The 13,236-nt window shown below is 68.2% G+C and carries 12 protein-coding genes; 2 read left to right on the plus strand and 10 right to left on the minus strand.

Annotated features, from left to right (window positions below):
* Positions 1-29: 29 nt before the first annotated feature.
* The 10 genes from A4X16_RS04185 to A4X16_RS04230 form a co-directional block, all read right to left on the minus strand.
* Positions 30-476, minus strand: a complete 447-nt coding sequence (locus tag A4X16_RS04185; protein ID WP_067116817.1) for a hypothetical protein — start codon at positions 474-476, stop codon at positions 30-32.
* On the minus strand, positions 473-1,594 hold the full coding sequence (locus A4X16_RS04190; RefSeq protein ID WP_067116820.1) for a WXG100 family type VII secretion target: 1,122 nt from the start codon (positions 1,592-1,594) through the stop codon (positions 473-475). Before A4X16_RS04190 ends, A4X16_RS04185 begins: the two co-directional genes overlap by 4 nt.
* A gap of 406 nt (positions 1,595-2,000) precedes the next feature.
* Positions 2,001-2,576, minus strand: coding sequence for an NADPH-dependent FMN reductase (locus tag A4X16_RS04195; protein WP_067116823.1), 576 nt, complete (start codon positions 2,574-2,576; stop codon positions 2,001-2,003).
* Between the two features lie 156 nt (positions 2,577-2,732).
* Positions 2,733-3,770 (minus strand): ABC transporter permease, encoded by a 1,038-nt coding sequence (locus A4X16_RS04200; protein ID WP_067116827.1) that lies wholly within the window; start codon positions 3,768-3,770, stop codon positions 2,733-2,735.
* Positions 3,767-4,834 carry an ABC transporter permease gene (locus A4X16_RS04205; RefSeq protein WP_067116830.1) on the minus strand — a complete coding sequence of 356 codons (1,068 nt, stop codon included), beginning with the start codon at positions 4,832-4,834 and terminating at the stop codon, positions 3,767-3,769. The genes A4X16_RS04200 and A4X16_RS04205 overlap by 4 nt, the downstream gene beginning before the upstream one ends.
* Positions 4,831-6,438: a sugar ABC transporter ATP-binding protein gene (locus A4X16_RS04210; protein ID WP_067116833.1), complete on the minus strand. Its 1,608-nt coding sequence runs from the start codon at positions 6,436-6,438 to the stop codon at positions 4,831-4,833. Before A4X16_RS04210 ends, A4X16_RS04205 begins: the two co-directional genes overlap by 4 nt.
* 89 nt (positions 6,439-6,527) lie before the next feature.
* Positions 6,528-7,517 (minus strand): substrate-binding domain-containing protein, encoded by a 990-nt coding sequence (locus tag A4X16_RS04215; RefSeq protein ID WP_067116836.1) that lies wholly within the window; start codon positions 7,515-7,517, stop codon positions 6,528-6,530.
* A gap of 176 nt (positions 7,518-7,693) precedes the next feature.
* A complete protein-coding gene (locus A4X16_RS04220) occupies positions 7,694-9,238 on the minus strand; it encodes a sugar ABC transporter ATP-binding protein (RefSeq protein ID WP_067116839.1) in 1,545 nt (514 codons plus the stop codon).
* Complete coding sequence (locus A4X16_RS04225) at positions 9,235-10,254, minus strand: LacI family DNA-binding transcriptional regulator (protein WP_067116842.1); 1,020 nt, start codon at positions 10,252-10,254, stop codon at positions 9,235-9,237. The genes A4X16_RS04220 and A4X16_RS04225 overlap by 4 nt, the downstream gene beginning before the upstream one ends.
* A gap of 68 nt (positions 10,255-10,322) precedes the next feature.
* Positions 10,323-11,582: a D-arabinono-1,4-lactone oxidase gene (locus A4X16_RS04230; RefSeq protein WP_067116845.1), complete on the minus strand. Its 1,260-nt coding sequence runs from the start codon at positions 11,580-11,582 to the stop codon at positions 10,323-10,325.
* 68 nt (positions 11,583-11,650) lie between these two features.
* Between A4X16_RS04230 and A4X16_RS04235 the strand changes: the two genes are divergently transcribed.
* Together A4X16_RS04235 and A4X16_RS04240 are read left to right on the plus strand one after the other, a co-directional pair.
* The gene (locus tag A4X16_RS04235) at positions 11,651-12,697 is read left to right on the plus strand and encodes a LacI family DNA-binding transcriptional regulator (protein ID WP_067116848.1); all 1,047 of its coding nucleotides are present in this window, start codon (positions 11,651-11,653) and stop codon (positions 12,695-12,697) included.
* A 165-nt stretch (positions 12,698-12,862) separates the two neighbouring features.
* Positions 12,863-13,186: a hypothetical protein gene (locus A4X16_RS04240; protein ID WP_067116850.1), complete on the plus strand. Its 324-nt coding sequence runs from the start codon at positions 12,863-12,865 to the stop codon at positions 13,184-13,186.
* Positions 13,187-13,236: the final 50 nt, after the last annotated feature.

The following is a 13,236-nucleotide window of genomic DNA, read 5'->3' on the forward strand; positions in this document are numbered from 1 at the left end:
GATCGGATGGTGCACGCAAGCGTTGCTCGTCACTCATCGGGATCGAGCTTCTTGAATTCGATGCTTGTTATGCCCTCTACGTCGCCGAAGCGCAGGGTCCCGATCGGGAAGGGGACGGCCATCGTGACTGGGTCGACGCGACGACCACCGTATTCCGCGCGGCTGAATCGCAAGCGAATCTCCGGACCATCGTCGATCCACCATTGACCAGTGGCAAGGAAGAGATCACCACCCGAGCGATAGTCGGCGAGGAGGTTGTAGGAAACGTCGAACGCCCGGAACCTGCCGTCTGCGTACAGCACGACAGTGCCGCTGTCTCCTCCCGTCGCCTCCCAGACGCCGACCGGTGAGGTGACGTGGGGTGCACAGGCCGCCAGGACCGCGATGACGGACGTACCGACTGCGAAAGCAGCGAAGCGGGCGCGCCACCGACTGACCCCCCGCGCACCGGGGTTGGTGCTCTCACGCAGCATCATGGGTACACGACCTCCGTCCAGACGATCGTCTGATGTTGCGCGGCCCAGGCGCCGTCGCTCGTCTCTGCCTCCAGCATTGCTTCGTACACGATAGGCATGTGTGCTCCGCCTGTCCCAGGGATCCTCGTAGCGGAGTCGCTGGTGGTGTCGTTGTTGATGACGTACGTGGTCGACACCCCTCCATCAGTCTGTGGAGTGCCCGCGTACACCGTGAGATCGTACGAACCCAGGAACGATTGGGGCAGGTTCTGCCAGGAAAGCAGGGCGCCCGGAATCTCACCAGTCATGACGCTCGCGCTCGCGTAAAGGAGGTCCTTGATCAGTACGAAGCCATCGTTGCTGATGATTCGGTCATACTCGACCCCGGCATCGCCCTCACGAAGACGGGCTTCGCGCAGATCGGACAGCACTCGATCCCGCACAGCCTCAATGTGCTCGCTTTTCATCAACATGGCCACGAACGGATCATCCGGCCCGAGCACCAGCCCTCGAGGTCCGTCGCCGGTACGAAACCACTCGAAGAGGTCCATGACCCGAGCATTTGCGCGGTCTCGAGACGCACTTACGGTCGGTTCTGCGGTGCAGCCGATGCCACCCCACGCCGAGGACGAGAGCCGTGCGAGGCTGCTCGCCAACGCGGCATCCGCGACCCGCCGTCGCTGAGCAAGCTCTGCCAGCCCCTCCGCGGCCGCTTTCGAATCGGCCATGGCCCGTTGCTCGGCCTGGAACCGATGCTCGAGGCCTTCCGCATCGTTGTCGAACAGCACACCGTTACGCACTCCGTCGAGGATCAGGGCGGCGGCGGCGAGGTCCTCCTTCAGAGGCTCAGCACTCCTCGCGATCTCGGCGACAGCATCGCCGTACTCGATCATGGCCTTGCGCGCGGCATCCATCGCCTCGCTCGAGCCCTCGAGGTCGCGGCGGAGCCTCGCCGCTCGACCGCGAAAAGCATCGGCGCTCTCGCCGGTCCACGTCGCGTCGAGATCGCGCAGGATCGTGGTCACCGCCGACTGCGCATCAGACAGATCGGAGTACTGTTGCTCCGCCCAGAGCCGGGCAGCGTCGCACGAGGCGAGGTCGCCTGAGCCCGGATCGAACTCGGTCCAGTTCGCCGGCATCACTCGTCCAGAGCGTCGACGAAAGTGGCGAGAGCGGCGACGAGTGCTTCCTCGGTCGCGAGGAAGCACTCGTGGTGTCGTCGACTCCGATCGACAGTCCGTGCACCGCCTGCTCGAAAAACGAGACAGCGTCTCCCCATCCCTCGGCGAACATCAGCGCGGCCGAGACGACCAGGTCGCTGCGCATCGGAGACAGGTCGAGCCCTGACGGGTCACCGCCGACCGACAGCCCGCCGAGCGCCGCCGACATGCCTTTCATGCCGCCGAAGTCCATGTGGATGCCTGAATGCACGATTCCCCCCGGAAGGTCGTGCACCACCGTACGTCGTCATACGAGGGGATTAAGACTGCATCCGTGTCGTATATCGGTGTTCCAGAATGGACTGGAGGCGCGGGAGATCCCGCCTCAGCTGTCGGTCTCCCGGGGCAGCACCGTCAGCACCCGCTCGATGTGATCCCGGAACTCGGCCATGTAGCCGCGCAGGAAGTCGCGGGTCCCGGAGTCGGAGACCGTGCCGTCGGCGGAGTAGTGGTCGGGGGTGAAGTGGATGTACGCCTCGGGCGCGGTCATCTGCCGGGCGTTGCAGAAGCTCAGCACGCCGCGCAGGCTCTGCTGGGCGACTGCGGTGCCGATCTGCCCGACGGATGCGCCGATGACCGCGGCGGGGATGTGGTCGAACGAGTTCTCCCCCCACGGCCGGGACGCCCAGTCGATGGCGTTCTTCAGCCCTCCGGGGATCGACCGGTTGTACTCCGGGGTCACGAAGAGCACGGCATCCGCCGACGCGATGGCCTCCTTCAGGGCCACGGCCTCGGGCGGGTAGGCGTCGTCGTAGTCCTGGCTGTAGAGCGGCAGCTCCCGGATGGGGATCTCGAAGAACTCCAGCTCGTCCGGCGCCAGCCGGATGAGCGCTGTCGCCAGGATGCGATTGATCGATGTCGACGACAGGCTGCCGACGAAGTATCCGACTCGGTACGTCATGTCCGCTCCCTCAGCTCTCGCCCCGGGCACGCCACCCGGGCATCTGGCTTCAGTCTCGTACCGAGAAGGCGGAGCGTCCACCCCTTCTCGGGTGACGACCGCTCACCTGCGCGTTGGGCGGGCAGACCTGCCGCTGCGTCGCTCGGAAGCGGGGAGCTACTCCCGCTTCCTCGTCACGGCCCGTTGCAGCAGCACGAACACGAGCAGGATGCCACCGGTGATGATCGTCGTCATCTCGGGCGGGATGCCGCCGTCGCGGGTGATCAGAACATTCATCAGTCCGAGGACGAGCGCGCCCACGACCGAGCCGAGCACGTAGCCGTACGCGCCCGTCAGCACGGTGCCGCCGATGACGGCAGCAGCGATCGCGTCGAGCTCCCACCCGATTCCGGTGATGTTCTGCGCGGTGCCGAGCCGAGCGGTGTAGAGCACCGCCGCGAGTCCGGCGAGCGCTCCGCTGATCACGTACACCAGCACCTTGGTGCGCTGCACGGGCAGCCCCATCAGCAGCGCCGAGTTCTCGGATCCGCCGATCGCGTACACGGTGCGACCGGTGCGTGTGCGGTGCAGGACGAAGAAGGCTGCGACGACGACGATGACGGCGATGAGCACGGCCGGGGTGATCACGAGGTCGTTGACCTTCGGGCCGTCGATGATCTTCAGCTGCGAGCCGATCCACCGGATCGGCGACTCTTCTTCGAGACGCTCGGGCTTCGTGCTGAGCAGTGACGCGAGACCGCGCCCGAGGAACATCATCGCCAGCGTCGCGATGAACGGCTGCACGTTGAAGTACCTGATCAGAACGCCCGAGACGAGGCCGAAGAGGACGCCGATGCCGATCATCGCGACGATCACGGCGATGGCGTTCCACCCCGCGTTCGAGAGCATCACCCCGGCGACCGACGACACCGCGATGATCGATCCCACCGAGAGGTCGATGCCGCCGGTGAGGATCACGAAGGTGAGGGCGACGGCGAGCACGATGAGGTGCGCGTTGTTGATGAGCAGGTTGGAAAGGGTGTTGAACTGCACGATGCGTCCGTAGGCCACCTCGCCGAAGATCACCATGCCCACGAAGATGATCACCGAGGCGATCGTCGGGAGCACCGAGGGGTTGGCCGAGATCATCCTTCGCACCCGGTCGGCGACGGTCTCGCTCGTCTGCAGCGCGGGGGCCGCGGTCATGGCGCTCATGCGGCCACCTCTTCCTTCGTCTCGAGGCGTTCGACGGGCCGTGTCCTGCGTCGGGTGCGGAACCAGCTGCGCACCCGCTGCGACTGCAGCAGGCAGAGCACGACGATCACGATGGCCTTGAACGCCGGCGTCGCCGACGACGAGACGCCGAGGTACAGCACCGTCTTGTCGAGGGTCGCGATGAGCAGCGCCCCCACGAACGCGCCGCTGAGCGAGAACTTGCCGCCGGCCAGCGAGGCGCCGCCGATGACGACCGCGAGGATCGCGTCGAGCTCGAGCTGGTACCCGGTCCGTGAGATGTCCACCGTCATGACGCTGCCGACCGACATGATGCCGGCGACGCCGGCCAGGATCCCGCTCATGATGTACGCGGTGAGCAGCAGGCCCTTCGGCTTGATGCCCGCCATCCGGCTCGCGCGGGGGTTGATGCCGATCGCCTCGATCATGAGGCCGAGCGCGCTGCGCCGCACCACCCATCCGACGGCGATCACGATCAGCACGGCGAGGATGAACACCACGGGGATGCCGACCACGAAGCCGTTCGCGATCCAGCGGAACGAGTCGTTGGAGGCGGTCGTGTTCTGACCCCCGGTGATCACCTTGGCGATGCCGCGCCCGGCGAGCATCAGCACGAGAGTCGCGATGAAGGGCTGCAGACCGACGTAGGCGACGAGGATGCCGTTGACGGCGCCGAGGATGCCGGTGATCACGAGCGCCAGACCGACGGCGGCGAGCGCCGCGCCGAAGGAGTCGCCTGCGGCGCTGAGGAGTTCCATCGAGACGGCTCCGGCGACGGCCATGAGCGACCCGACCGAGAGGTCGATGCCGCCCGTGGCGATCACGAGGGACATGCCGATGGCGATCATCATGATCGGCGCCGCCTGACGCAGGATGTCGACGAGGTTGCCCACGAGGTTGCCGTTGTTGGGGTTGATCGAGAGCGCGAGGTAGGTCGGGTCCTTGATCACGTTCAGTGCGAGCAGCGCCAGGATCGCGACGATGCCCCAGAAGAACGGCTTGTGGATGAGGGTCCGCCACAGGGCGGAGTCGGCGGACGCGGTCATCGCGCTGCCTCCTTGTCGGTCGTGGAGGTGATGCTATCGGGCACGGCGCCGTCGGTGTCGTCGAGGGTCTCGGCCGCGGCATCCACCCCGTGCGCGGCGATCACGTCGACGATCACCTGCGCGGTCACGTCCGGGCCGTTCTGGATCTCACCGATCTTGCGATGGTCCTTCAACACGACGATGCGCTCGGAGAGACGCACCACCTCTTCGAGCTCGGACGAGATGAAGACCACGGCGACGCCGTCTTCGGCGAGCTCGGCCACCGCCTCCTGGATCTCGGCCTTGGCGCCGACATCGATCCCCCGGGTGGGCTCGTCGAGGATCAGCAGCTCGGGCTGCGTCGCGAGCCAGCGTCCGAGCAGCACCTTCTGCTGATTGCCGCCGGACAGGTTCTTGATCATGCGGTCGGGATCCGCGGGACGGACGTTGAACTGCTCGATGTAGCGGTCGACGATCGCATCCTGCTCCTTGCGGCTCATCGGACGCGCCCAGCCGCGCTCGGCCTGCACCGCGAGCACGATGTTCTCGCGCACGGTGAGGTCGCCGACGATCCCCTCGTCGCGCCGGTTCTCGGTCGAGAAGGCGATGCGTCGCGGCAGCGCGTCGGCCGGCGACTTCAGATCGACCGGCCGGCCGTGCAGCTCGATCGTGCCCTCGTCGGCGCGATCCGCGCCGTAGAGCAACCGAGCGAGTTCCGTGCGACCCGATCCGAGCAGGCCCGCGAAGCCGACGACCTCGCCGGGGCGGATGTCGAGATCGGTGGACTCCACGGCTCCGCGGCGAGCGACGCCGGATGCCGCGAGCAGCGGCTTCTCGTCGGCCTCGCGCGGCGCGCGGCGACGGTTGCCCCCGAGGGATTTCAGCGCATCGAGGTCCTTGCCGATCATCTTCGAGATTAGGCCGTGACGGTCGAGGTCGCGGGTGAGGTACTCGCCCTCGTAGCGGCCGTTGCGCAGCACCGTGAGGCGGTCGCTGATCGCGTAGACCTGGTCGAGGAAGTGCGAGACGAACAGGATCGCGACACCCTGATCGCGGAGCGACCGGATGACGGTGAACAGGCCCTCGACCTCGGCGGCGTCGAGGCTCGAGGTCGGCTCGTCGAGGATGAGCACCTTGGCCTTGATGGCCATCGCCCGGCTGATCGCGACGAGCTGCTGCAGGGCGATCGACAGCGTCGACAGCGGCTTGCGGGTGTCGAGGTGACCCAGACCGAGGCGGCCGAGGGCGTCGCCGGCGGCCCGGTGCGTGGCTGCCCAGTTGATGCCGAAGGCTCCGCGAACCTCATGACCGAGCATGACGTTCTCGCCGATCGACAGGTTGGGAGCGAGATTGACCTCCTGGTAGACCGTCGAGATGCCGGCATCCTGAGCGTCCCCGGCACCGGCGAAGCTGCGTTCCTGCCCCGCCACGACGATGGACCCGGAGTCGATCCGGTAGACGCCGGTCAACGCTTTGATCAGAGTCGACTTCCCTGCGCCGTTCTCTCCCATGAGCGCATGGACCTCGCCCTGGAGCAGCCGGAAGTCGACCCCGTCGAGAGCCTTCACCCCCGGGAACTCGATCGAGATCCCGCGCATCTCGACGATGGGCAGTGTGTCGTTCATCGCTGTCTCCGTCCGCGGAACCCGGGCGGCGCAGTGGGCGCCACCCGGGCTCGGTGCCGGATCGCTCCGGCGTCGGGTTCTGTGCTCGGTCAGTACTTGCGGTCGGCGAGCACGGCCTGGGCGGCCTCGGCCGAATCGAACGCCTCGCTGGGGACGACGATGTACGAGTCGACGTCCTCACCGGCGAGCGCCTTCTCGACGACCTCGAGTGCGGTCTCCCCGAACAGCGGGTTGTACTCGTGCACGTAACTCAGCTGACCGTCGGCGAGCGCCTGCATGGCGTTCTTCGTGCCGTCGATCGTGGCGATCTTGACGTCCTCGCCGACGACGAGTCCCGCCTCCTCGGCGGCCTGTGCGGCGCCGAGACCCATCTCGTCGTTCTGCGCGAACACGAGCTGGATGTCGTTGTTCGAAGCCTTCAGCATGGTTTCGAAGACGCTCTTGCCCTCCTCCGCCGACCAGTTCGCGGTCTGCGCGTCGACCTTGTTCAGCGACGAGTCGCCGAGGCCCTCGTCGAATCCGGTGTTGCGCTCGTTCACCACGCCGACGCCGGCCGGTCCTTCGAGCACGACGTAGTTGCCGCCGTCGGGGAACGTCGCCGCAGCCCAGGCGCCGACCTCCTTGGCGACCTCGACGTTGTCGGGCGCGATGCGGGTGACGTAGAGGCTGTCGTCGTCGGGCTCGATGCCACGGTCGAGCAGGATCACGGGGATCTCCGCCTCCTGCGCGCGCTTGAGCGAGTCCTCCCAGCCGGACGCCTCGGTGGCCGAGAGCAGGATGACGTCGACGCCCTCGTCGACGAACGACGTGAAGGCGTCGATCTGGGACTTCTGGTCGAGGTTCGTGGCGGGCGCGTACTTCAGGTCGTATCCGGCCTCCTCCGTGAAGGTGTCCTGGATGTTCTGCTCGTTGGCCTCGCGCCACGCGCCCTCGGGGCCGACGGCGACGAAGCCGACGGTCGTGATCTCATCCGAGCCGCCGGCGTCGGCGTCGCCGGTCGAGCAGGCCGCGAGGCCGATGGTGAGTGCGCCGACTGCTGCCAGCCCGAACGCGATGCGGATGCGCTTCTTCGCGGACATTTCTCTCTCCTCTTTGAGATGCCGGGGGTCAGTCCGGCAGTCGTGGACCCAGCGGTCCTGTCGTGATGCAGGACGCCATCGTCGGGTCCTGCGGTGATGTTACCGGGAACATTTTGTCGAACACAAGAACTTCTTTCGAAGTCGCGGTCGTCACGCGATAACGATCGTGTTACCGCTCACAGTCCGTCGACGGATTCCAGCTCAGCGGCGATCATCTCGACCACGGTGTCGACCGTGACTCCCGGTCCGTTGCTGAGCTCGCCGATCTTCTCGCGGTCCTTCAGCACGACGATGCGGTCGCTGAGCCGCACCACCTCTTCGAGCTCCGACGAGATGAAGACCACCGCGACGCCGTCGCCGGCCAGTTGACTGATGCGCCGCTGCACCTCGACCTTCGCCGAGATGTCGATGCCGCGCGTGGGTTCGTCGAGGATCAGCACGTGGGGCCGCACGGCGAGCGCGCGAGCGAGCAGGACCTTCTGCTGCGTACCGCCCGACAGCAGACCCACCGGCCGATCGAGGTCTGCGGGGTCGAGATGCAGCGCCTCGACGTACGTCTCGACGAGTGTCGCCGACTCGGCGTGCGAGAGCGGGCGGGTCCATCCGCGCAGCGCCTGCAGAGACAGCACGATGTTCTCGCGCGCCGTCAGCTGATCGATGATCCCCTGAGTCCCCCGGTTCTCCGCCGACAGCGCGATCCGGTGCCGCAGCGCGACAGAGGGGCTGCGCAGGTTCACGCGATCGCCGTCGACCCAGAGCTCGCCGCTGTCGGCCCTCACCGACCCGCTCAGCAGCGAGGCGAGCTCGGTGCGACCCGATCCCCGCAGCCCAGCCAGACCGACGATCTCCCCGCGCTGCACCTCGACGTCCGTGCGCTCGAGTTCGCCGCGCCGCCCGACGCCCGTGGCCTGTATCGCGGGTTGGCCGTCGGACGCGTAGTGATGCGCCTTGCGCTCCGAGCCGAGCGCCCGGAGGCTGTCGATGTCCTTGCCGAGCATCTTCGAGATCAGGTCGGCCCGTTCGAGGTCGCGCGTCGCGAACTCGCTCACGCGCACTCCGCCGCGCAGCACGGTCATCCGGTCGCTGATCGCGAATGCCTGCTCGAGGAAGTGCGAGATGAACAGGATCGCGACGCCTCGCTGCCGCAACCCGCGGATCACCCGCATCAGGGTGGCGACCTCCGCCGCGTCGAGGCTCGAGGTGGGCTCGTCGAGGATCAGCACGCGCGGCTCGTCGACCACCGCACGCGCCAGCGCCACGAGCTGCTTCTGTGCGGGCGTGAGCAGCGACAGCGGCGTCTTGGGGTCGAGCTCGTCGAGGCCGAGGCGGGCCAGCGCCTCCGCGGCATCCGCTCTCGTGCGCCGCCAGTCGATGCCGAATCGCCCGCGACGCTCCCTGCCCAGCATGACGTTCTCGGCCACGCTCAGGTTCGGACTCAGCTGCGCCTCCTGGAACACCGTCGCGATGCCGGCCGCACGGCTGTCGGCGACGCCGGCGAAGCGGCGCGGCTCGCCGTCGACGACCACGTCACCCTGCTCGGGCGCGAGAGTGCCGGTGATCACCGCCACGAGCGTCGACTTGCCGGCCGCGTTCTCGCCCATCACGGCGTGCACCTCGCCGGGGAACAGCCGGAAGTCGACCGCGTCGAGCGCACGCACACCGGGGAAGTCGACCGTGATGCCCTCGAGCCGGACGACCGGCTCGGCACGGTCGAGGGTCATCGCACCTCCCGAGGGGCCGCGGATGATGCCCGCGCGACGAGCTCGGTCGGGATCCTCGTGAGGGACGGGATGTCTCGCCCCTCGATCGCGGCTCTCAGCATCTCGACCACCGACACCCCCAGGGCGCTGAAGTCCTGGCGGACGGTCGTGAGGGGAGGCAGGAAGTGCTGCGCGAGAGGGATGTCGTCGAATCCGACCACGCTCAGATCGGTCGGCACGTCGAATCCGCGATCATGCAGGCCATGGATCAGTCCGATCGCCATGTCGTCGTTCGCGGCGAAGATCGCGGTGTAGTCGGGGAGCCTCGTCAGGCCCTTCGCGAAGTCGTAGGCGAAGTCGGCGGACCAGTCGCCGACGACGATCGGCCGTTCGCGGATGCCCCACGACTTCGCACGGGAGTGGAAGGCGCGCTCGCGCGCACGCGCATCGAGCCAGTCGAGCGGCCCGGAGAGGTGGAGGATGTCGCGGTGGCCGAGAGCCACGAGGTGATCGACCACGAGGGTCGTCCCGGCGTGCTGGTCGATCGACACGGTGAGGAATGTGGGGTCCGCATCGGCCTTGACCACGAGCATCGGCACGGTGATCGCGATGCGCCGCAGCGCTGCCACCGACGACGAGCGCGGCGCGATCACGCACAGCGCATCGACCCCCTGCGTCACGAGGTTGTCGACCGCCTCCTGCGGCGACAGCGCGTCGCCCTCGTGCAGAGCGATCGGCGTCACCGAGTATCCGGCGGCCCTGGCCGACAGCTCGACGGCGCGCAGGATGCTGGTCGGTCCGTGGGCGACCGCGCTCTCGACGATGACGCCGATGCGACGGGTCCGCTGCGTGGCGAGAGCCCTGGCGACGAGGTTGGGCCGGTAGTCGAGCTCCTCGATGGCCTCGAGCACGCGCCGCTTCGTGTCGGGCTTGATGTTCGGGTGGTCGTTGAGAACCCGCGACACGGTCATGTGCGAGACGCCCGCGATGGTCGCGACCTGACGGATGCTGGGTTTGTCGGAGCCGACGTTGGCCATGCGCACCTCCGTCGGCCGAGTCTCGGAGAATGTTACCGAGAACAACGGCGACGATGCAACGGACCCGCCTACACGCCGAGTCGCTCCAGGTAGGGGTTCACCAGCCGGCGCTCGGGGTCGAACCGGGCCGCGAGGGCGGCGAAGTCGTCCCACCGCTCGTATCGCGAGCGCACCTCGGCCCCGTCGAGGGTGAAGACCTTGCCCCAGTGCGGACGGGCGGTCTGCGGCAGCGCCGCCTCGAGCGTCGGGAGGAACGCGCGCACGGCGGCCTCGTGGGGCTTCCAGGTGAAGTGGATGCCGACGGCATCCGTCCCGTACGCCGGGCCCAGCCACAGCTGATCGGCCGCCACCGTGCGGATCTCGTTGACGAAGAGGAGCGGGGCGATCTGACCCGCGAGTGTGCGCACGGCCTGGATCGCGGCGACCGCGTCGGCGCGCGGCACGAGGTACTCGCTCTGGATCTCCGCTCCGGCCGACGGGGTGAACTCGAGCTTGAAGTGGGCGAGGCGCTCCGACCACGGACCGGGGACCCCGAGCTGCTCGGTGCACGCCTCGGGATCCGCTCCGAGGATCGGGTGCCGCTTCGCGGTCGCCGCCTCGCCGTCGAGACGCGAGAACAGGTCGGCGCGGGTGTTCTCGCGCGCCTCGGGCTGCCGCTGCTTCACCCAGATCTGGTCGGCGACGTCGGTGCGCTCCCACCGCGAGAAGATGCTGACGGACGTGCCGATGCTCGTGACGTCGTCGAAGTCGGCGAGGATCGCATCCCACGACGGATGCTCGAACACGTGCTGCGCGACCGCGTAGGTCGGCTCGACGTCGAGCGTGACGTCGACCACCGCGCCGAGCGCTCCGAGGCTGACGACGGCGCCCTCGAAGTCGTCGTCACCGCGACGCAGTTCCCGCAGCTCGCCCGACGGAGTGAGGATCGTCAGAGCACGCACGGCGGTCGCGAGCGAGCCGAGCGCATCGCCCGATCCGTGGGTGCCGGTGGCGACGGCTCCCGCGATCGAGATGTGCGGCAGCGACGCGAGGTTCGCGAGGGCGAGGCCCTCGGCTTCGAGTCGCGGAGCGATGTCGCCGTAGCGCAGCCCGCCCGACACGCGCACGGCATCGCGGTCGGCGGCGATCTCGAACACCTCGGGCAGCCGATCGAGCACGACGAGCATGCCGTCGGTGTCGGCGATGTCGTTGAAGCAGTGTCGCGATCCGAGCATCCGCACGGGCCCGCCGGCCGCGAACAGCGACCGGATCTCGTCGACGGATGTCGGATGCTCGAGGCGCTCGGCGCGGTAGGTGAGATTGCCTGCCCAGTTGCGTTCGGTCGTCATGGCGCCATGATAGCCAGCGCCTCGGCGGTTACATCGATGAAGGAGGAGCGGACGGATAGGCTGACCGGATGACTGCGACGCCGCCGCCCCGCGCGACCATGAAGGACGTCGCGGCGCTCGCGGGAGTGTCGATCAAGACGGTGTCGAACGTCGTCACCGGCACCGTCGCGGTGCGGGAGGAGACCCGCGCCAAGGTCGAGTCGGCGATGTCGCAGCTCGATTTCGTGCCGAACCTCAGTGCTCGGGGACTCCGCAAGGGACGTTCGGGAATCATCGCCGTCGCGCTCCCCGACCTCGCGACGGCGTTCTCGGCCGAGCTGATGCATCGACTCGTCGAGGCGGCGCACGAGCGCGGGCTCGCCGTGCAGATCGAGGAGACGGCGACCGAGCCCGAGCGCGAGAAGGAGCTCCTCTCCCGCGCTCGCGCGCACCTCGTCGACGGGCTGATCCTCAACCCGATCCGTCTCGAGGACAGCGTGCTGAAGTTCGCGGATAGGCTGCCCCCGCTGGTCGTGCTGGGAGAGGTCGAGCAGAACAGGGCAGACCACGTCCGCATCGACAGCCGCCGGGCGGCGGCCGACGCCGTCCGTCACGTGCTCGCCCAGGGGGCGACGCGCATCGCGGTCATCGGCGCCGACGACGATCCCTCGGTGGCGACGGCGACGAGCCGGTCGCGCCTCGAAGGCGTGCACGACGCGCTGCGTGCGGCCGGCATCTCGCGAGACCCTGCGCTCGAGATCAATCCCATGCCGTGGTCGATGACCGGCGGCGCGATCGGCGTCGACACGCTCTTCCGGCGCGGGGTCGCCTTCGACGCGATCGTGGCGTTCACCGACTCGCTCGCCCTGGGCGCGCTGCACACCCTCCACGACCACGGCATCCGCGTGCCCGACGACGTGATCGTGACGGGGTTCGACGACGTGGACTTCGCCCGATTCACCTCGCCGTCGCTCACCACGGTGGCGTTCGACCGGCGGGCCTTCGCCGACGCCGCGCTCGCGCTTCTCGAGTCGCGGATGGACGATCGCACGGCTCCACCCCGCGGCCTCACTCTGTCGCACCACCTGCTCGAACGCGACAGCACTCGCGGCACCCCGCGCGGCTACCGTCCGTAACTCTCCCGCCATTCGGATCGCCCCCTGACCGTTGACACGCGCGCAGCTCTTGCGTGTACTTCCGGTATGGACCGAACTCCTTCATCGACGTTCTCGAGCGAAGCGCCCCGACCACTCCGCACCGACCCGAGGTGGTATCCCCCGGTCGCCGGTCTGATCGCGGGCGTGGCGATCGTCCTCTCGGCGTACCTGCCGGCGATCGCTGCGGGCAGCGCGCTCTCCCTCGCGACACTGGCCCTCATCGCGGCCGAGCGCCTGGCCCGATCGGGCTCAGACCGCCGGTCCAGAAGGAGCCCGAGCCTCGGCGAGGCGATCCGGGCGGCGCTGGTCGGGGTGACGCTGATCGGAGCGATCGTCCTGATATGGGCCACCGTGCGACCGCTCGAGCTGTTCTGGCTGGGCTGGGTGCTCGGTGCCGTCGTCGCTCTGGTCGTCACGATCGCAGGCCTGTGGCCCGAGGCCCCTGCTCGCCCTGACCGTCGGCGCTGACACCTCCCCGCCGTTCGGATAGCGGAGAAAGCTTGCCGAGCCGATTACAT

This window comes from Microbacterium sp. H83, assembly GCF_001650405.1.
Classification (GTDB): Bacteria; Actinomycetota; Actinomycetes; order Actinomycetales; family Microbacteriaceae; genus Microbacterium.

What these genes read in the sequence shown, in the direction of transcription:
- A4X16_RS04195 (WP_067116823.1), bottom strand. Translation starts at nt 2,576, where the DNA reads ATGACGTACCGAGTCGGATACTTCGTCGGCAGCCTGTCGTCGACATCG.
- A4X16_RS04210 (WP_067116833.1), bottom strand. Translation starts at nt 6,438, where the DNA reads ATGAACGACACACTGCCCATCGTCGAGATGCGCGGGATCTCGATCGAG.
- A4X16_RS04205 (WP_067116830.1), bottom strand. Translation starts at nt 4,834, where the DNA reads ATGACCGCGTCCGCCGACTCCGCCCTGTGGCGGACCCTCATCCACAAG.
- A4X16_RS04235 (WP_067116848.1), top strand. Translation starts at nt 11,651, where the DNA reads ATGACTGCGACGCCGCCGCCCCGCGCGACCATGAAGGACGTCGCGGCG.
- A4X16_RS04220 (WP_067116839.1), bottom strand. Translation starts at nt 9,238, where the DNA reads ATGACCCTCGACCGTGCCGAGCCGGTCGTCCGGCTCGAGGGCATCACG.
- A4X16_RS04225 (WP_067116842.1), bottom strand. Translation starts at nt 10,254, where the DNA reads ATGGCCAACGTCGGCTCCGACAAACCCAGCATCCGTCAGGTCGCGACC.
- A4X16_RS04190 (WP_067116820.1), bottom strand. Translation starts at nt 1,594, where the DNA reads ATGCCGGCGAACTGGACCGAGTTCGATCCGGGCTCAGGCGACCTCGCC.
- A4X16_RS04185 (WP_067116817.1), bottom strand. Translation starts at nt 476, where the DNA reads ATGATGCTGCGTGAGAGCACCAACCCCGGTGCGCGGGGGGTCAGTCGG.
- A4X16_RS04215 (WP_067116836.1), bottom strand. Translation starts at nt 7,517, where the DNA reads ATGTCCGCGAAGAAGCGCATCCGCATCGCGTTCGGGCTGGCAGCAGTC.
- A4X16_RS04230 (WP_067116845.1), bottom strand. Translation starts at nt 11,582, where the DNA reads ATGACGACCGAACGCAACTGGGCAGGCAATCTCACCTACCGCGCCGAG.
- A4X16_RS04200 (WP_067116827.1), bottom strand. Translation starts at nt 3,770, where the DNA reads ATGAGCGCCATGACCGCGGCCCCCGCGCTGCAGACGAGCGAGACCGTC.